The 18,678-nt window shown below is 69.0% G+C and carries 15 protein-coding genes; 8 read left to right on the top strand and 7 right to left on the bottom strand.

Annotation, left to right across the window (positions count from 1 at the left end; genetic code table 11):
* Positions 1–98 precede the first annotated feature (98 nt).
* Entirely contained in the window at positions 99–2,798 is a 2,700-nt protein-coding gene (locus ACZ3H8_RS04825) for a PA14 domain-containing protein (protein WP_467397374.1), read from the bottom strand.
* Positions 2,799–2,899: 101 nt separating this feature from the next.
* Between ACZ3H8_RS04825 and ACZ3H8_RS04820 the strand changes: the two genes are divergently transcribed.
* Complete coding sequence (locus ACZ3H8_RS04820; RefSeq protein WP_467397372.1) at positions 2,900–3,925, top strand: LacI family DNA-binding transcriptional regulator; 1,026 nt, start codon at positions 2,900–2,902, stop codon at positions 3,923–3,925.
* Positions 3,926–4,034: 109 nt separating this feature from the next.
* On the opposite strand, the gene glgC is transcribed toward ACZ3H8_RS04820, so the two are convergent.
* Genes glgC through ACZ3H8_RS04805 form a run of 3 tightly spaced genes read right to left on the bottom strand, consistent with a single transcriptional unit; the run spans position 4,035 to position 7,227 of the window.
* The gene (glgC, locus tag ACZ3H8_RS04815; protein WP_467397369.1) at positions 4,035–5,252 is read right to left on the bottom strand and encodes a glucose-1-phosphate adenylyltransferase; all 1,218 of its coding nucleotides are present in this window, start codon (positions 5,250–5,252) and stop codon (positions 4,035–4,037) included.
* Between the two features lie 36 nt (positions 5,253–5,288).
* Positions 5,289–6,452 (bottom strand): glycogen synthase, encoded by a 1,164-nt coding sequence (gene glgA, locus ACZ3H8_RS04810; RefSeq protein WP_467397367.1) that lies wholly within the window; start codon positions 6,450–6,452, stop codon positions 5,289–5,291.
* Between the two features lie 49 nt (positions 6,453–6,501).
* On the bottom strand, positions 6,502–7,227 hold the full coding sequence (locus ACZ3H8_RS04805; protein WP_467397364.1) for a (2Fe-2S)-binding protein: 726 nt from the start codon (positions 7,225–7,227) through the stop codon (positions 6,502–6,504).
* A gap of 161 nt (positions 7,228–7,388) precedes the next feature.
* On the opposite strand from ACZ3H8_RS04805, the gene ACZ3H8_RS04800 reads away from it, so the two are divergent.
* Positions 7,389–8,438: a DMT family transporter gene (locus ACZ3H8_RS04800; protein WP_467397362.1), complete on the top strand. Its 1,050-nt coding sequence runs from the start codon at positions 7,389–7,391 to the stop codon at positions 8,436–8,438.
* Here the strand turns inward: ACZ3H8_RS04800 and ACZ3H8_RS04795 are convergent.
* Both ACZ3H8_RS04795 and ACZ3H8_RS04790 read right to left on the bottom strand, forming a co-directional pair.
* On the bottom strand, positions 8,340–9,578 hold the full coding sequence (locus ACZ3H8_RS04795; protein ID WP_467397360.1) for a transglycosylase family protein: 1,239 nt from the start codon (positions 9,576–9,578) through the stop codon (positions 8,340–8,342). The two genes, ACZ3H8_RS04800 and ACZ3H8_RS04795, sit on opposite strands and share 99 nt — an antisense overlap.
* A 76-nt stretch (positions 9,579–9,654) precedes the next feature.
* Entirely contained in the window at positions 9,655–10,941 is a 1,287-nt protein-coding gene (locus ACZ3H8_RS04790; protein WP_467397357.1) for an ROK family transcriptional regulator, read from the bottom strand.
* 142 nt (positions 10,942–11,083) lie between these two features.
* Here ACZ3H8_RS04790 and ACZ3H8_RS04785 point away from each other — a divergent pair, with 142 nt between their 5' ends.
* From ACZ3H8_RS04785 to ACZ3H8_RS04765, 5 genes are all read left to right on the top strand, one after another.
* Positions 11,084–12,394: an extracellular solute-binding protein gene (locus ACZ3H8_RS04785; protein ID WP_467397355.1), complete on the top strand. Its 1,311-nt coding sequence runs from the start codon at positions 11,084–11,086 to the stop codon at positions 12,392–12,394.
* Positions 12,395–12,404: 10 nt separating this feature from the next.
* A complete protein-coding gene (locus tag ACZ3H8_RS04780) occupies positions 12,405–13,409 on the top strand; it encodes a carbohydrate ABC transporter permease (protein WP_467397352.1) in 1,005 nt (334 codons plus the stop codon).
* On the top strand, positions 13,402–14,265 hold the full coding sequence (locus ACZ3H8_RS04775; RefSeq protein WP_398982643.1) for a carbohydrate ABC transporter permease: 864 nt from the start codon (positions 13,402–13,404) through the stop codon (positions 14,263–14,265). Before ACZ3H8_RS04780 ends, ACZ3H8_RS04775 begins: the two co-directional genes overlap by 8 nt.
* Positions 14,266–14,294: 29 nt before the next feature.
* The gene (locus tag ACZ3H8_RS04770) at positions 14,295–15,650 is read left to right on the top strand and encodes a GH1 family beta-glucosidase (RefSeq protein WP_467397350.1); all 1,356 of its coding nucleotides are present in this window, start codon (positions 14,295–14,297) and stop codon (positions 15,648–15,650) included.
* A gap of 526 nt (positions 15,651–16,176) precedes the next feature.
* Entirely contained in the window at positions 16,177–16,641 is a 465-nt protein-coding gene (locus ACZ3H8_RS04765) for a peptidoglycan-binding domain-containing protein (protein ID WP_467397347.1), read from the top strand.
* A 300-nt stretch (positions 16,642–16,941) separates the two neighbouring features.
* Here ACZ3H8_RS04765 and ACZ3H8_RS04760 read toward each other — a convergent pair whose 3' ends face one another.
* Positions 16,942–17,952 (bottom strand): GlxA family transcriptional regulator, encoded by a 1,011-nt coding sequence (locus ACZ3H8_RS04760; protein WP_467397345.1) that lies wholly within the window; start codon positions 17,950–17,952, stop codon positions 16,942–16,944.
* 74 nt (positions 17,953–18,026) lie between these two features.
* Between ACZ3H8_RS04760 and ACZ3H8_RS04755 the strand changes: the two genes are divergently transcribed.
* Complete coding sequence (locus ACZ3H8_RS04755) at positions 18,027–18,611, top strand: cysteine hydrolase family protein (RefSeq protein WP_467397342.1); 585 nt, start codon at positions 18,027–18,029, stop codon at positions 18,609–18,611.
* Positions 18,612–18,678 lie beyond the last annotated feature (67 nt).

The following is an 18,678-nucleotide window of genomic DNA, read 5'->3' as shown; positions in this document are numbered from 1 at the left end:
GCCCCTAACCCCCCTGTGATGCCCGCAGGCAGTGATCGGCAATCAGCCACGGGGGCTCCGGTCCGCCTGCGCAGCGGCGGACCGGAGCGGCCGGCCGGTCAGAAGCTCGCGCACTCCGTCGAAGCCGGGTCCGAGGCGTCACGGATCAGGGCGTCGTGCGCCGCCTTGAGCCGCTTGACATCGGGCTTCATGATCTTGCGGTCGTAGGTGAGCAGGCCGTTCAGCTCACCTTCCACATCGGTGATCTGGGTGTAGACGGCGCCGTTGCTCCCCTGGCAGGCCAGTCTGCGTACGTTGCCGAGCTGGGCCAGGTACTCGTCCGTGTACTTGGCCTGGTCGACGCCGACGTAGGTGTGCTGGACCGGCCAGGCGTGGCCCGGCACGGCGAGTCCGAGCCCGCCGTACTCACCGCTGACCAGCGCCCGTTTTCCGTCCGCCGCGGGGATCTGCGGGCTCGGATAGCCGTGCGCGTCGGCGATGTCGCCATTGCCTCCGTCGACGGCTCCGCAGCAGTTGACGCCGCTCATGTTGTTGACCAGCCGGGTCGGGTCCCATGCCTTGGCCTGATCGGCGATCCTCGCCTGGTCGTACTGGCCCCAGCCCTCGTTGAAGGTGACCCACATGACCACCGACGGGCTGCTCGAATGCTGGTCGATCATCTCCTTCAGCTCGCGTTCGTACTGGGCGCGCGAGGCGGCGTTCGGGTTGATGGTGTTCATCGCCGGCATGTCCTGCCAGACCAGCAGTCCGAGCCGGTCGGCCCAGTAGAACCAGCGGTCGGGCTCGACCTTGATGTGCTTGCGCACGGAGTTGAAGCCGAGCTTCTTGTGCATCTTGAGGTCGTACGCCAGCGCCTCGTCGGTCGGCGCCGTGTGCAGCCCGTCCGGCCAGAAGCCCTGGTCAAGGGTGGCCATCAGGAAGATCGGCTTGCCGTTGAGCACCGTGCGCGGCACGCCGTTCACCTTCTCGACGGCGATGGTGCGCATGCCGAAGTAGCTGCTGACCCGGTCGGAGCCGGTCTTCACCTCGAGGCGGTACAGATGCGGATCACCGGCGGACCACAGATGCGGCTCCGGGACGGGTACCGACAGCGGTGAGCCGGTGGTGCCGGTGGCGGTCCCGACCTTGCGATTGCCGTCGTACGCGGTGGCCGTGACTGGTACCCCGGCGCGCACCCCGCGCACCTCCACCGCCAGCTTCTCGCCCGCGACGTCGGGGGTGAGCTTCAGTGAGTCGGCGTGATCGGCCGCGACCGGCTCCATCCAGACGGTCTGCCAGATGCCGGACGAGGGGGTGTACCAAATGCCGCTCGGGTCGAGGCGCTGCTTGCCGATGGGCGGGTTCTCGCCGTCCTTGGAGTCCGTCGGGTCGTACACGCCGACGATCAGCTCCTGGGTGCGGCCGGGCTTCAGCGCGTGGGTGACATCCACGCTGAACCGGTCGTAGCCGCCCTTGTGCTCGGTGACCTTGACGCCGTTGACGTACACCTCGGACTGCCAGTCGACGGCGTCGAAGTTGAGCTTGAGGCGCCTGCCGTCGCCGACGCGCCAGCTGTCCGGGACGGTGAAGGTACGGCGGTACCACATGCGGTCCTCGTGCCGTTCGATGCCGGAGAGCTGCGACTCCACCGGGTAGGGGACGAGGATCCGGTCGCCCAGGGTCTTGCCGACCGGCGGCCGCTCCCCCGCTTCGGCGGCGGCGAACTGCCACTGCCCGTTGAGATTGCGCCAGGCGTCACGGGTCAGCAGCGGGCGCGGGTATTCGGGGTGGGCGTTGCCCGGACCGACGTCCTTGGCCCAGGGGGTACGCAGCTGGTACTCGGACTTGTTGGGCCCGCTGCTCCAGAACGCGCCGACCGCTGTGCCGTTCTCGGCGCTCAGGCCGCCCTTTCCGTCGTAGCGCAGGTCGGCGATGCCGCCGCCGTTGCCGTCCTTCTTGCCGACGACGGGCTCTTCGAGTGCGACGAGGAGGCGACGCGGGTCGGCCGGGTCGCGTGTGACGGCGCCGAGCGGCCACTTCGCGCCGCCGATGACCGCCTCGAAGTGCGCGGCGAGGCCGGCGGGCGGCGCGGCGAGCTTCTGTACGAAGTCCAGCCGCAGGCTGCGGCCGTCGGCGAGGACGGTGGCGCCGATCGCTCCGTCGTACGCGTAACCGTCGGGCAGGCGGAAGGCCGAGGAGGGCACGGGCACCTTGGCGCCGCCGGGCTCGGTCCAGTTGAGGTGCAGGTTCGAGCCGCCGTAGTGCTCGAAGTACTCCACCTTGATGTCGTACGCGCGTCCCGCGGTGAGGTCGACGGGCGGCGCGGTCTGTTCCCTGTCCCAGTCGTCGACCCAGTGGTCGATGGTGAGCCGGCCGTCGACCCACAGCCTGAATCCGTTGTCGCCGATCATCGAGAAGGTGTGGGCGCCGGTGCGGGTGGGAACGACCTTCCCGGTCCAGCGGACGCTGACGTCGTCGGCGCGTCCGGTGGCGGCGCTGAGGCGGGGTTCGAGGTTGCCGAAGTCTATGGACGGATCGAAGCCGGTGGCCTTGAGCTCGGCGAAGTCGAAGGCCCCGGGGGCGGACTGGGTGTAGTACTCACCCTTCAGGCCATGTGCTTCGACCGGGTCGTCCGCGGTGCCGGACGCCGGCGCCGACGGGGCGGACACGGCCGGTACGACGGTGAGTCCGGCAATCCCCAAGGCGGCTGCGAGAAGCAGGGCCAGCTTTCTTTGAATGCGCACAAATCCTCCTTGCCAGTGAAGGTGGCGGCTCGCTGCGACGCTCTGTACAACGTTGGAAGGAACGGCAGTTGGCATAAGAGCACAGGGTTCCGCTTGGCGTCCAGGGTCATGACAAGACGGGGGTGGAGGGCTTATACATCGTTGTACAAGCGGGCCAGGGCCGGAGGGAAACAGGCGTGAAGGTGAGTCTCAAGGACGTCGCGGAGCATGCGGGAGTCTCGATCAAGACCGTCTCGAACGTGGTGAACAACTATCAGCACGTCACTCCGGCCATGCGCGCCCGGGTCCAGCAGGCCATCGACGAACTCGGCTACCGGCCCAACCTGACGGCCCGCCACCTGCGCAAGGGGCGCACCGGAATCATCGCGCTCGCCGTGCCCGAGCTGGGCAATCCGTACTTCGCCGAGCTGGCAGGCGCGGTGATCGACGTGGCCGCCGAGCACGAGTACACCGTGCTGCTCGACCACACCGGAGGCCGCCGCGAACAGGAGGTGCTGGTCAGCCAGGGCTTCAGGGCGCGGGTCATCGACGGCCTGATTCTCAGCCCCATCGAGCTGGAGCCGGAGGACCTGCGCCGGCGCAGCGACGACGCCCCGCTGGTGCTGCTCGGAGAGCGAGAATACGACCTGCCGTACGACCACATCGCGATCGACAACGTGGCCGCGGCCCGGACGGCGGTGCGGCATCTGCTGGACCTTGGCCGCACCCGGATCGCCTTCCTCGGCGCGCGCACCGACCGGGTCAACCAGCCCGCCCAACTGAGGCTGCGCGGCTGGCGCGAGGAGCTTACGGAGGCGGGGCTACCGGCCCCGGACTCGCTGGTCGCACCGACTACCGGCTGGGACCACGCGGACGGGGCGGCGGCGATGACCGGGCTGCTGGAGTCCGGGGAGCGGCCCGACGCGGTCTTCGCGTACAACGACCTCATCGCCATCGGCGCGATGCGGGTGCTGTCCGAGCAGGGGCTGCGGGTGCCCGAGGACGTCGCGGTGGTGGGCTTCGACGACATCACCGAGGGGCGGTACGGAGCCGTCACCCTGACCACGATCTCGCCGGACAAGCAGACGATCGCGCGGCTCGCCGTGCAGTCGGTCGTGGGTCGGCTGCTGGGCACGACGGATTCGGCCCAGGCACGTGAAGCACGCGAAATCCGCCCTGATTTCAGCCTGGTTGAACGTGAGAGCACGCGGGGCAGGGTCTGACGCGAAGGGTTTACGGGCGCGGTCGTGGTGATCGCCCAGACCTGGCTCGGGAGGCGTCGGCGCATGCTGTGAGCTCCGGCCACCCTCCGTCGCGCCAGGTCCCGGTGGGTCACAGCACCGGCTGTCCCTTGCCCAGCGCGATGACGCCGTTCTTGGAGACGGTGTAGAGCTCCTGGTCCCGCCCGGGGTTGACGCCGATCGTCGCGCCGGGCGGGACGTCCACGTTCTTGTCGAGGATCGAGCCGCGCACCACCGCGCCGCGGCCTATGCGCACGTTGTCGTGGAGGACCGAACCCTGCACGACGGCGCCCTCCGCCACGGTCACGCCCGGCGAGAGGACTGACCGGGTGACCTGGCCGCGGACGACGCAGCCGGGGCTGATGATGGACTCGCTCGCGATGCCCGCGCCGATGAAGCGAGCCGGCGGCAGCTGGCCGGAGTGGGTGTAGAGGGGCCAGCGGCGGTTGTCGAGGTCGAAGACCGGCCGGTCCGGGATCAGATCCATATGGGCTTCGTAGTACGTGTCGATCGTGCCCACATCACGCCAGTAACCGTGCTCCCGCGCACTCTCGCCGGGCACATGGTTCTCATTGAAGTCATAGAGCTGCGCCACACCCTGTTCGGTGAGCATCGGCAGGATCGAGCCACCCATGTCATGGACGGAGTGCTCGTCCTCCGCGTCCCGGTGGAGTGCGTCGACGAGGACCTTGGTGGTGAAGAGGTAGTTGCCCATGGAGGCGAAGACCCGGTCGGGGTCGCCGGGCAGTCCGGGCGGGTCGGTGGGCTTCTCCAGGAACCGCTCGACCCGGGTGCCGTCGGAGGCGGGGGTGATGATCCCGAACGACGACGCCTCGGCACGCGGCACCTTGATCCCCGCCACGGTGACGCCCGCGTCGTTCTCGACATGGCGCCGCAGCATCTGCCGCGGGTCCATCCGGTACACATGGTCGGCGCCGAACACCGCGATGTAGTCGGGCTGTTCGTCGTTCACGAGGTTGAGGGACTGCAGGATCGCGTCCGCGCTGCCCAGATACCAGCGCCGGCCCAGCCGCTGTTGGGCCGGGACGGGGGTGACGTAGTTGCCGAGCAGGCTCGACATCCGCCAGGTGGTGGTGACATGGCGGTCCAGCGAGTGCGACTTGTACTGCGTGAGCACACAGATACGCAGGATGTCGCCGTTGACCAGGCTGGAGAGCACGAAGTCGACAAGGCGATACATGCCGCCGAAGGTCACCGCAGGTTTGGCGCGGTCGGCGGTGAGCGGCATCAGCCGCTTGCCCTCCCCGCCGGCCAGTACGATCCCCAGCACCGAAGGTCCACCGCGCATCGCCGCCCCTTCCACGCCCATGCCTGCCCTGCCGTGCTACGCCTGCTTGAGCAAGTCCTCGTACACCTCGTACGTCCGCCGGGCCACCTGGTCCCAGCCGAACTCACGCACCGCGCGCTCCCGGCCGGCGGCGCCCATCCTGGCGGCCTCCACGGCGTCGTCGACGACCCGGTTCACCGACTGGGTCAGGCCCGACTCGAAGGCCTCCGGGTGATGAGCGTCGTAGGGCACGAGCAGTCCGGTGCGTCCGTCGTCCACGACTTCGGGGATGCCACCGACCGCGGACGCCACGACGGCCGTGCCGCAGGCCATGGCCTCCAGATTGACGATGCCCAGCGGCTCGTACACCGAAGGGCAGACGAACACCGTGGCGTGGCTCAGCAGTTGAATGACCTGGGGTCTGGGCAGCATCTCGGGGATCCAGTGCACCCCGTCCCGAACCCGCTCCAACTCCTCGACCAGTTCGCGGAATTCACGGTCGATCTCGGGCGTGTCCGGGGCTCCCGCACAAAGCACCAGCTGCATGTCCGGGTCGAAGGAGCGGGCCGCGCGCAGCAGATGCGGGACGCCCTTCTGGCGGGTGATGCGGCCGACGAACAGCGCGAGGGGGCGGTGCGGGTCGATGCCGATCCGCTCAAGGGTGTCCGTCTCGTGGTCGGGGCGGTACATGCGGGTGTCGATGCCGTTGTGGACGACGCGCACCCTGTCCGGGTCGAGGGCGGGATAGCAGGCCAGGATGTCGGCGCGCATACCGTGGGAGACGGCGATCACGGCGTCCGCGGCCTCGATCGCGGTGCGCTCGGCCCAGCTGGACAGGGCGTAGCCGCCGCCCAGCTGTTCGGCCTTCCAGGGGCGCAGCGGCTCCAGGGAGTGTGCGGTCATCACATGCGGGACGCCGTAGAGCAGTTTGGCGAGATGGCCGGCGAGGCCGGCGTACCAGGTGTGGGAGTGGACCAGCTCGCGGCCTTGAAGCTCGGCGGCCATCGCCAGATCGACGGAGAAGGTGCGCAGCGCTTCGTTGGCACTCTCGAGTCCGGCGAGCGCCTGGTGGCGCAGGACCCCTTCGGCCGCACCCTCACCCCAGCAGTGCACTTCGAGGTCGGTCAGGGCTCGTAACTCCCGGGCGAGGAACTCCACATGGACCCCGGCGCCCCCGTAGACGTCCGGCGGATACTCGCGCGTGAGCAGTCCGACCTTCACCCCATGATGGTCACGCAGATACCGCGTACGGGGAAGAGCGCGGTCAGGATCACTCGCCACCAGTCGGTGCCCGGTCGAAGACGCAGTCGCCGCAGAGCCCGCCGCCCGGACAGCGGTAGAAGAGACAGCAACTGCGCCGCCGCATCGCACGTCCGTGGACGGTGCCGGACAGATCGGGGTGGGCGAAGAGCTCGGCGGCGAGCGCCGAGGCCCGCTCGGCCACCTCGGGCCGGCCGGCGCGCCGGGCCCAGGTGTGCAGTTCGCGTACGGCTCCGGCGAGCGCGGAGCCCGCGTTGCCCCACAGCAGCTGCGGCGAGATCCGAGTGTCGGTCCGCAGCGCGGCTGCGAGCGGGACGAGATGGCCGTACTGCACCGTCTCGCGGATCGTGGACGCGTCGGCCGCCAGCGGACGGGGGCCGGTCAGGCACAGGTCGTCGGGCGAGCTGCGGTCCGGATCCCAGTGCAGCCGCGCGGGGTCGAGGTCGGGAACCTTGCCGTGCAGCGCTGCACAGCCGAGCGCGACCGACCAGAGCCGGGCGGCGAGCCCCAGATGCGCGATGGAAGCGGCGACCCGGCGCTCGGGGGCGCGCAGCCGGGCGGCGACCGTGTCGACGCGGGCCACCAGCGGGGCAGTGTCGCCCGCGTACAGCCGCGCGAGCGGGGCATGCCCGTCGCCGGGCGTCCCGGTACGCAGGGCGAAGAAACCGCCCACGGACACCGTCTCGTCGAGGTCCACGCCCACGCTCCCGTCCCCTGTCACCGTCCGGATACGCACCCGGTCACCGTATCGATGACGTGGGGCCCTCTCATCCCCGCTGACCTGCTCACCCGCCGTAAGGGGGACTTTTGGCCTAGGCTCGTACTACGTCGGCAGTACGTCCAAGTGCCTGCTCAAGGACGACGACGTATTCGCTCAAGAGGGAGATCGTGGTCTCTATGAGTTCCCTCGCGCTGGCCGTGGTGCTGTCCCTGGTCTCTGCGGTCGCGTATGCGGCCGGGGCGATCATGCAGGAGCATGTCGCCGCCTCCACCTCGGCCCGGCCGTACGCCCCGCTGCACCACGCCGCGTGGTGGGTTGCCGTCGCTCTCAACAGCCTCGGCGCAGTCCTTCATGTGATGGCGCTCGCGTACGGGCCGCTCAGCCTGGTCCAGCCGCTCGGCGCGCTGACGATCGTCTTCGCCCTGCCGATGGCCGCCCTCTTCGTACGGCGCAGGGCGGGCGCCACCGCCTGGCGCGGCGCGATCATGGCGACGGCAGGTCTCGCGGGGCTGCTGGCGCTGACCGGCGAGGCCGACGCCCACTCACTGGGCGGCGGGCAGCGCGGGGTGCTGGCCGGCGTGACCTTGGGCGGCGTGGCGTTGATCTTCCTGGTCGCCCAGACCGTGCACCGGCCCATCCTCCGCAGCGTGGGGCTTGCCGCGGCAGCGGGCGTGGCCTTCGGCATCGCCTCGGTATTCACCAAGACCGTCGCGGTGGACTGGACATGGTCCGCACCTCTCTCCCAGTGGCCGAGCCTGCTGGTGATCTCAATCCTCGCGATCGGCGGTCTGCTGCTCTCCCAGGCGTCCTACCGCGGCGCGGGCCTCGCGGCCCCGCTGGCCACGGTCACGGTCGTCAACCCGGTGGTGGCGGCGGCGGTCGGCATAACGATGTTCGGCGAGACCTTCCGGTACGGCCTGCCGGGCACCGTGCTCGCGCTGGGCTTCGGCGTCGTGGCGGCCGGCGGGCTGATCCTGCTGACGACCGAGCGGCTGAAGGCGGCGCGCACGGAGGCGGAGGCGGAGGCACAGACGCAGGCCGAGGCGTCGGTGCGCCCCGCGCAGCAGCCGGTGTGCCGCTCAGAACCTCGCATGCTCCACGCGGATGCCCAGGCCCAGGTGCTCCCCTCAGACCGAGACGCCGCCCGATCTGAGGTAGGCGAGGGGATCGATGTCGGACCCGTATCCCGGCCCTGTACGCACCTCGAAATGGAGATGCGGCCCTGAGCTGTTGCCGGTGGAACCCGACCGTGCGATCCGCTGACCGCTGCTGACCTGCTGGCCGGAGCGCACGGTGAGCGCCGACAGATGGGCGTACTGGCTGTATTTGCCGTCGGCGTGGCGGATGACGACCTGATAGCCGTACGCGCCGCCCCAGCCGGCCGAGACGACGCGTCCGGATGCGACGGCCTTCACGGAGGTGCCGGTGGGGACCGGGAAGTCCACGCCGGTGTGGTAGCCGCTGGACCAGGCGGAACCGGCCTTGCGGTAGGGGGTGCCGGTGCTCGCGTCGACGGGGGCGCTGAGTCCGGTCCGGTGCGCGGGCTTGGTGGCGTGTACAGGCTTCGCCTGCTTCTTGGGACCCTGCTGTTTCGGAGCCTGCTGTTTCGGTGCCTGCTGTTTCGGTGCCTGCTGCTTCGGCGCAGGCCGCTTCGGAGCCTGCTGTTTCGGCGGGGTCTTGGGCCGCGGCTGGGCCTTCGGCTTCTGCGGGGCCGGTGCGTCCGGAGTCTCGACTCGCAGGATCAGTTTCTGCCCGGGGTGGATCAGGTTGGGGTCGCTGCCGACGACCGCGCGGTTCTGTGCGTACAGCCGCTGCCAGCCACCGCTGACCTCCTCGGCCTCCGCGATCTTGGAGAGTGAGTCGCCGCGGGCCACGGTATAGCCCTCGCGGTGCGTCGGCACGGTGGTCGGCGTCACCTTCTTCAGCGCGGCCTTCCGCTCGCTCTTCGGTTCTAATCGCCTGGCGGGCGCGATCTCTGGGGCGTCACCGCCGCGGGTGAGGCCCGCCCGGGTGGAGCAGGTGGGCCAGGCCTTCGGCCCCTGCCCCTCGAGGACCTTCTCGGCGATGGCAATCTGCTGGTCCTTGTCGGCCAGATCCGCGCGCGCGGCGAATCGTCTGCCGCCATAGGCCTCCCAGGTGGACTGGCTGAACTGGAGCCCGCCGTAGTAGCCGTTACCGGTGTTGATCTTCCAGTTACTGGTGGACTCGCAGGCCGCGACCTTCTCCCAGACGTCCACGGAAGCCGCATGGGACGTGCCCGCGCCGATGAGCGGCAGAGCCATGCCCGCCCCGCCCGCGGTGACGGTGAGAGAAGCCCGGTTGATGCGGCTCGGCTGGTATCGGCGGTGCCGACCGGTTGCGGCCATGGTTGGACTCCCCCACTGACATAGGTCACGTCGCAAGCGGTCAACTTAGGTGCTTGGCCCGGACCATGACAAGGGTTCAGGCGTGGCGCACAGAGGCGGCAGGGCGCACCGGGTCGGCAGCCGGGGGCCGGCTGCCGCCGCGGGCCAGGAAGTCGGCCAGCGGCAGGGTCGCCGCGCCGACGGTGACCGCGTCCGGGCCGAGCTTTCCCAGCTCGATGGTGGTGCGGGCGGCGGCGTGACGCAGGGCGTACTCCCCTGCGTACCGGCGTACTTCGGGGAGCAGATGGGGGCCGATGAGCAGTCCGGCCCAGCCGCCGATGAGGATACGTTCGGGGTGGAAGAGATTGATCAGGTCGGCGACGGCCGCGCCCAGGTACTCGGCGGTGTCGTCGAGGAGGGAGAGCGCGACGGGGTCGGGCTCGGGTCCTCCCGGGCCGGGAAAGGCCGCCGCCAGCAGCGCGGCCAGCGCGGTTTCGTCGTCGGCGTCGGCGGGAAGCGGTCCGCCCGCCTCCTGCCAGCGTTCGCGCAGCGCTTCCGCGCCGGCGTACGCCTCAAGACAGCCCGGCGAGCCGCAACGGCAGCGCCGGCCCCGGATACGTACCGTCGTATGTCCCCATTCGAGGGCGCTGCTGCGGGCGTTCTCGTCGGGGGTGGCGGCGTGCACGACACAGGCGCCGACTCCTGAGCCGATCAGGGCGACGGCGGCCTCGCGGGCGCCGCGGCCGCCCCCGAACCACATCTCGGCCTGGCCGAGTGTCTTGGCGCCGTTGTCGATGAACAGCGGGACTTGTGGGGGCAGTTCGATGGAGTCGCGGACCAGTGTCTCGAACGGCACGGCGCTCCAGCCGATCGTCTGGCCGTGCACGATCGCGCCGTCCGACGGGTCCTGCTCGATGATGCCGGGGACGCCGATCCCGATGCCGAGCAGGCTCGCGGCGTCGGCGTTCGCGTCCCGCAGGACGTCGGCGACGCCGGTGCGGACATGGGCGACGACGTGTTCGACGTCGTAGCCGTGCTGGGCCAAGAGGTGTTCGGTGCGGCCGAGTTCGGTGAGCGAGAGGTCGAAGAGCTCGACGCGTACCCGGGTCTCGCCGATGTCGATGCCGATCAGCAGGCCGCTGGTGGGTTTGACGCGCAGCAGGGTGCGTGGGCGGCCGCCCTCGGAGTCGACCATTCCGGCTTCTTCCAGTACGCCCTCGGTGACGAGTTCCGAGACGACGTTGCTGATAGAGCCTGAACTCAGCCCGGTGGCCGGTCCGAGCTCCTGGCGGCTCAACGGGCCGTCGAAATACAACCGTTGCAGAACCCTGGCGCGGTTCCCGCGCCGCAGGTCACGCACTGTCCGTCTGTTGCGCTCCGCCATGGTGCTCCTTTCCTGGACGCAACATACCCCGGTCGCAGACCTTGACGCGACCTTCTTTCACCTCTTAAATCACGGCATAAATTAAGTCATGGAGGCCGTTCGGGAACCGAACGCAGCCACCCCGGGAAAGGGGCCACCTCTCATGCGCACCAGAGCCGCACTCGCTGTCACCGTCGTCACCGCGCTCGCCGCCGTCACCGGCTGTGGCGGCGGCACCTCCACCGATGGGGGCGGCAGCAACGAGTCGCCCAGGACGCTCACGTACTGGGCCTCCAATCAGGGCCCCAGCGTCGAGGCCGACAAGAAGATCCTCACACCCGAGCTCAAGAAGTTCGAGGAGCAGACGGGCATCAAGGTCAAGCTCGAGGTGATCCCATGGTCCGATCTGCTCAACCGGATCCTGGCCGCCACGACGTCCGGGCAGGGCCCCGACGTCCTCAACATAGGCAACACCTGGTCCGCCTCGCTCCAGGCGACCGGTGCGCTGCTGCCCTGGGACCAGAAGAACTTCGACGCGATCGGCGGTCGGGACCGCTTCGTCGCGTCGGCTGTGGCATCGGCCGGGGCCGAGGGCAAGGACCCCGCGGCCGTGCCGCTGTACTCGCTGGCGTACGCGCTCTACTACAACAAGAAGATGTTCGCCGATGCGGGGATCTCCCAGCCGCCTGCCACCTGGGACCAGCTGGTCGCCGACGGTAAGAAGATCTCCAAGGACGGGAAGTGGGCGCTGGGCGCCGAGGGCGGCAACCTCGCCAACAACATCCACCAGGTCTTCGTCCTCGGCAAGCAGCACGGCGCGGACTTCTTCGACTCCTCCGGCAAGCCCACCTTCACCTCGGACGGCGCGGTCGCCGCGGTGAAGCAGTACGTCGACTTCATGGCCAAGGACAAGATCGTCGCGCCGGGCAACGCGGAGTACGCCCAGAACCAGTCCCTCCAGGACTTCGCGCGCGGCAAGACTGCCATGGTGCTGTGGCAGGCCGCCGCCTCGACCTTCGCCGCCCAGGGCATGAAGCCCGCGGACTGGGGGGTCGCGCCCGTGCCGGTCCCGGCCGGCGCTCCCGGCACCGGACAGAACACCAACTCCATGGTGGCCGGCATCAATATGGCCGTGTTCAAGAACACCAAGAACATCGACGGCGCGAAGAAGTTCGTGAAGTTCATGACGAGCGACGCGGAACAGAAGCTGCTCAACAAGACGTACGGATCGATCCCGCCGGTCACGGCCGCGCAGCAGGACCCGGCGTTCTCCGCACCCGATCTGAAGGTCCTGCGCGACACGCTGGCCACCAGCGCGGCGCCCCTCCCCCAGGTGCCCACCGAATCGCAGTTCGAGACGGCCGTCGGCACCGCGGTCAAGGAGCTGTGGGCCGATGCCGCGGCAGGACGCCCGGTGACGACCGAGTCCGTCAAGGACCGGCTGGCCAAGGCCCAGCAGCAGATGCAGCAGTGAGGCCGGCGCGATGACCACCACCGTGACTCCGGGCCGCACGGACCGGGCGGGCAGCGGTGAGAGCGTGGGCAGGGATGCGCGCAGAAGGCTGCCGCGCATCCCGGACCGGATCCGCCACGGCGGCCTGCCCTATCTCCTGCTGCTGCCCGCCATCGTGCTCGAACTGCTCGTCCATCTGATCCCGATGGTCATCGGCATCACGATGAGCTTCCGTCAGCTCACCCAGTTCTACATCCGCAACTGGGGCGAGGCGCCGTGGGCGGCGTTCGACAACTACCGGGTCGCCGTCGACTTCGACGCCCCGATCGGCCAGGCGCTGCTCCACTCCTTCTATGTCACCTGCCTGTTCACGGTGCTCGCCGTCGGCCTGTGCTGGCTGTTCGGCGTCGCCGCGGCGATCATGATGCAGGAGAACTTCCGCGGCCGAGGCTTCCTGCGGGCCGTCTTCCTCACTCCGTACGCACTGCCGGTGTACGCCGCCGTCATCACCTGGGCCTTCATGTTCCAGCGCGACAACGGCCTGATCAATCACGTCCTGCACGACCAGCTCGGCCTCACCGACGAGCCGTCATTCTGGCTGATCGGCGACAACAGCTTCATCGCGCTGGTCGTGGTGGCGGTCTGGAAGTCCTGGCCGTTCGCCTTCCTCATCATCATGGCGGGGCTGCAGAACATCCCGCGCGAGCTGTACGAAGCGGCGGCCATCGACGGTGCGGGCATCTGGCAACAGATCCGCAAGATCGCCCTGCCGTCGCTGCGCCCGGTCAACCAAGTGCTGGTGCTGGTCCTGTTCCTGTGGACGTTCAACGACTTCAACACGCCGTATGTGCTGTTCGGGAGGGCGGCGCCGGAGGCCGCCGACCTGATCTCGATCCATATCTACCAGTCGTCGTTCGTCACCTGGAACTTCGGTTCGGGCTCAGCGATGTCCGTCCTGCTGCTGCTCTTCCTGCTGCTGGTCACGGCCGTCTATCTGCTGCTCACGTCCCGGGGAAGGAAGGCCGCCGATGCCTAGGCCGCCGAGCTCGCCGACCGCACCGCCGCGGTCCTTCCGCTGGACGCGCCGTATCGTCCTCACTTTCCTTACGGCCTTCGCCCTGCTGCCCGTCTATGTGATGCTCAGCAGCTCGCTCAAGCCGCTCCAGGACGTGTCGGGGAAGTTCCAGTGGATCCCGTCCGGGCTCACCGTCCGGCCATACATCGACATCTGGGACACCGTGCCGCTGGCCCGCTACTTCCTCAACTCGCTGATCGTGGCGGGCGCGGCGACCGTGCTGTCCGTGGTGATCGCGGTGTTCGCCGCGTACGCCGTGAGCCGCTACCGGTTCCGCGGAAGGCGGGTCTTCACCGTCACGGTGCTCTCCACACAGATGTTCCCCGGCATCCTTTTCCTCCTCCCGCTGTTCCTGATCTTTGTCAATATCGGCAACAGCACCGGCATCGCCCTGTACGGCTCGCGCGGCGGGCTGATCCTCACCTATCTGACGTTCTCGCTCCCCTTCTCCATCTGGATGCTGATCGGCTACTTCGACTCCATCCCGCGGGACCTGGACGAGGCCGCCATGGTGGACGGCTGCGGGGCGCTCGGCGCGCTCTTCCGGGTCGTCGTGCCGGCCGCCGTCCCCGGCATCGTCGCCGTGGCCGTCTACGCGTTCATGACGGCCTGGGGGGAGGTCCTGTTCGCCTCCGTGATGACGAACGACACCACCCGCACGCTCTCCGTCGGGCTCCAGGGCTACGCCACCCAGAACGACGTCTACTGGAACCAGGTCATGGCCGCCTCGCTGGTCGTCAGCGTGCCTGTGGTCGCCGGGTTCCTGCTTCTCCAGCGCTATCTCGTCGCGGGCCTCACCGCGGGCGCCGTCAAGTGACGCACGTGTCCCCATCAGAAAGGATGTCCGTGAACGACCTCAACGCCCTCCCGGCCGACTTCACTTGGGGTGTCGCCACCGCCGCCTACCAGATCGAGGGAGCCGTGGCCGAGGACGGCCGCTCCCCGTCGATCTGGGACACCTTCTCCCACACGTCGGGCGCCGTCGCGGGCGGCGACAACGGCGATGTGGCCTGCGACCACTACCACCGCTGGCCCGAGGACATCGGGCTGATGAAGCAACTCGGCGTCGACGCCTACCGGTTCTCGATCGCCTGGCCGCGGGTCGCGCCGGGCGGCGACGGACCGGTGAACAAGGCCGGACTCTCCTTCTACGACCGGCTGGTGGACGGCCTGCTCGAAGCGGGCATCACTCCGTTCGCCACTCTCTACCACTGGGACCTCCCGCAGGCGCTCCAGGACCGGGGCGGCTGGACGTCCCGCGAGACTGCGGAGCACTTCGCCGCGTACGCCTCGGTCGTCACCGAGCGGCTCGGCGACCGGGTCAAGGACTGGGCGACCCTCAACGAGCCGCTGTGCTCCGCGTGGATCGGCCATCTGGAAGGGAAGATGGCTCCGGGGCTGACCGATCTCGGGGCGGCCGTGCACGCCTCGTACCATCTGCACCTCGGCCACGGTCTCGCCGTGCAGGCGATCCGCGCGGCATCGTCGGACGCCCGCGTCGGGATCGTCAACAACCTGAGCCCGATCGAGCCGGCGAGCGAACGCGAGGAGGACGTCGACGCCGCGCTAAGGGCCGACGGCCACACCAACCGCTGGTGGCTCGACCCGATCCACGGGCGGGGCTATCCGCAGGACATGCTGGAGCTGTACGGCGTCCAACTGCCCGAGTACGCCGGGGACTTGGCGACGATCGCGGCCCCGCTGGACTGGCTGGGGCTGAACTACTACTTCCGCCAGATCGTCACGGCCGACCCGACCGGCTCTGTCCCGTACGCCCAGCAGATCTATCTGCCGGGGGCCCGGCACACGGCCATGGACTGGGAGGTGTACGCGGACGGCCTGGAGCAGCTACTGCTGCGGCTGACCGAGGAGTACGGCACCCAGCGCATCTACGTCACCGAGAACGGCTCGGCCTATCCGGACGTCGTACGTGCTGACGGCACCGTCGACGACCCTGAGCGGGTGCGGTACCTGGAGGAGCATCTGGCTGCGTGCGGGCGGGCAGCCCGCCGGGGCGCACCGGTCGCCGGGTACTTCGCCTGGTCGCTGATGGACAACTTCGAGTGGGCGTACGGCTATGACAAGCGGTTCGGCCTGGTGCATGTCGACTACGCGACGCAGCGGCGGACCATCAAGGGCAGCGGGCACAGGTACGCGGACATCATCCGCGCGGCGACGCGCAGGGCACGCAGGGCGGCTTGATCGGGCGTCGACATACTCGTAATCCCCAGCCCAAGTCCTGATCCGCGTTCACCGCCCCGACCGCGACGCCGCCGAAGCTGAGACCGGACGCGGCCCGTCCCTCCAGAGGCGGGGGGGGACGGGCCGCGTCGTGCGCGGATCGGTATCGGATTGGTGGAAGTGCGGCTGCCGCCGATGAATTCCTACTCGGGCGTTGATCGTTTCCCGGTGCCTCGCTCCATGTCGCGGCCTTTATTGGCCAGTTCTCACTGCCGACTGAGCTGAATACCGCAGAAGTTGTACATCCGTTGCCACTACTGCGGTTGATGGAGACGGATGTCAACTCCTGGATGAGTGAACGTCAGCGCCGGGGGCGACGACAGCCAATTCGCCGAGAGGTAGCTTCTGTCCGTACCGCGTTGACGCGGTCGGGTCTGCCACGACCATGGTCGCTTCTGCGCGCACCAAGAAAGGGTGACACCGACGCGACCGACAATTAGCGCGCCAGCCTCGTCAGGTGTCGCCCTTCGACCCGAAGGGGGAACGAATGCGACCGAATGTTTTGACGAGGACACTCGTCAGTGTCATTGCCGTCGTCGGGATTGCCGCCGGGAGCCTGACGAGTGCGGGCGCCAGCTTCGCGGCGTCCGCGCCGACCTCGAAGCCGGCGGCGAGCTCCGAGGCTGTCGCCCCGCTCGCGGTGGTCAACCTCGGCCTGAGTACTACGCAGGCCAGGTACGTCCAGTGCTGGCTGAAGGCGAACTGGGGCTACACCGGCGCGCTCGACGGTCAGCTGGGCACCAATAGCTGGAAGGCGTTCCAGCGCAACCTCAGGGCGTACTGGGGCTACACCGGCGCGATCGACGGAATCGTCGGAAGCGGCACGGTCAAGGCGTTGCAACGCCTGCTGAAGGACAGCTGGGGCTACACCGGCGCGATCGACGGAATCGCCGGATCGGGGACCCAGGCCGCGTTCAAGCGGTTCGCCAATGCCTGCAGCGGCTGGTGTTGAGCGGCTCTCTGTATGAGCACGTAGGCTTGTTCTTTACGGTCTGACCTCGAACAACGTCCCGAACGGTGTCACTCGGCCGGGAGTTCGGTGTGCGGAGACGGCGGTCTTGGCGTGATCCTTCGTGCTGATCCAGAGCGCGAGTATCGCTCCCCCAAGACCGCCGTCGGAGGTGAGTCTGCTGCAATCCGATGTCCAGCAGGAATCGTTCGCTTTCGCCGCACATTTCCGCGACTTCTTTGCGTGTCTGCACGCGCATCGGGACAAGCTGTTCGAGCTCACCGACGCGCGGCCCGGACTTGCTCAGCGGTTCCGGGTCATTCCTGACTCGGAAGATCCGGACGCATGAGCGGCGAACGAGGCGCGGTAGGCGCGGGGATTGGTGGCGAGGCGTGAGGCGAAGTGCTGGCGCATCGTGATCTCGCTGCCGAAGCCCGTACGGCGGGCGACCTCGGGCATGGGCAGGTCGGTGTGTTCGAGGAGCTTCTGGGCGGCTGCGATGCGCTGGTCCAGGAGCCATCGCAGGGGCGTCGTGCCGGTGGCCGCGGCGAAGTGACGGGCGAAGGAACGTGCCGACATGCCCGCGTGGGCTGCGAGGTCAGCGACGGCGAGCGGTTCGTGCAGGTGGTGGAGGGCGTACTCGCGCACGGAGGCGAGGGCGTCGGCGTCGCGGTCGGTGCGCGGGGTGGGGTGCTCGATGAACTGAGCCTGGGTTCCGGTGCGGAAGGGGGCCGTGACCATCGAGCGGGCGATCGCCGCCGCCGCCTCCGCGCCGTGAGCCGTGCGTACCAGGTGCAGGCACAGGTCGATGCCGGCGGCCGTACCGGCGGCGGTCCAGATGTTGCTGTCCTCGATGAAGAGGGCGTCGGGTTCGACGGTGACGCGGGGGTGATGGGCGCGGAGCAGATCGGCGAGGTTCCAGTGTGTGACCGCGCGGCGGCCGTCGAGGAGGCCGGCCTGGGCGAGGGTGAAGGCGCCGCCGCACAGGGCGGCGATGGTGGTGCCTCGGATGTGTGCGCGGCGTAGGGCCTCGAGTACCGGTTCCGGTGCGGAGGTGAGGTGGTCGTCCAGGCCGGGGACCAGGATCAGGTCGGCACGGGACAGCCAGGCGAGGGAGCGGTCGGGGGCGAGGCTGAGACCGCCGCGCATGGGGACGGGCGTGGTGTCGGCGGCGACGCGGCGCAGGTCGAAGGCGGGGACGCCGCGGTCGGTGCGATCCGTGCCCCAGACCTCGGTGATGACGGAGACGTCGAAGGCTCGGACGCCCGGGAAGCTGACAAGGGCTACACGGTACGGGACGGGGTCGGCTGCCACGATGGCAGTAAACCATCGATCGCTGACTTGAGCCCCTCTGGGGCCGGGTCGACCGGGGCGGCAGCATCGTAGGTATGGAGATCGCAGAGAACGCAGCACTGGTCGTGGTGGACGTACAGAAGGGCTTCGATGAGCTGGACTTCTGGGGCGGGCGGAACAATCCCGAGGCTGACGAGAACATCGCCTCGCTCATCGACGCATGGCAGGCCACGGGGCGGCCGGTCGTCTTCGTCCGGCACGACTCGTCGAAGCCGGACTCGCCGCTGCGACAGGGGCACGAGGGGAACGGTTTCAAGGAGTACGTCGAGCAGCGGCGAGGAAAGGGGGCCGCGGCGGAGCTGTTCGTGACGAAGACCGTGAACTCGGCCTTCTACGGGACACCGGACCTGGACGCGTGGTTCAGGGCTGAGGGCATCTCGCAGTTCGTGGTGGCCGGGATCCAGACCAATATGTGCGCGGAGACGACGGCACGGATGGGTGGAAACCTTGGGTACGAGGTGCTCTTCGCGCTGGACGCGACGTACACATTCGATCTCGAGGGGCCGTTCGGCTGGCGGCGGTCCGCGGACGAATTGGCGCAGGCGTCGGCCGTGTCACTGCACGGCGGAGGCTTCGCGACGGTGGTGAGGACCAAGGAGGTCGTGGCCGCAGCCGTCTGAACGCGGCCCACCCACACGCGGCGCACCGGCGAGACCGGGACCACACCCGCCCCGCCGGACGGGATCC

This window comes from Streptomyces sp. NPDC002868 (assembly GCF_055563295.1).
Note: the sequence above shows the minus strand (reverse complement) of the source record. Positions and strands in the feature narration are given on the sequence as shown.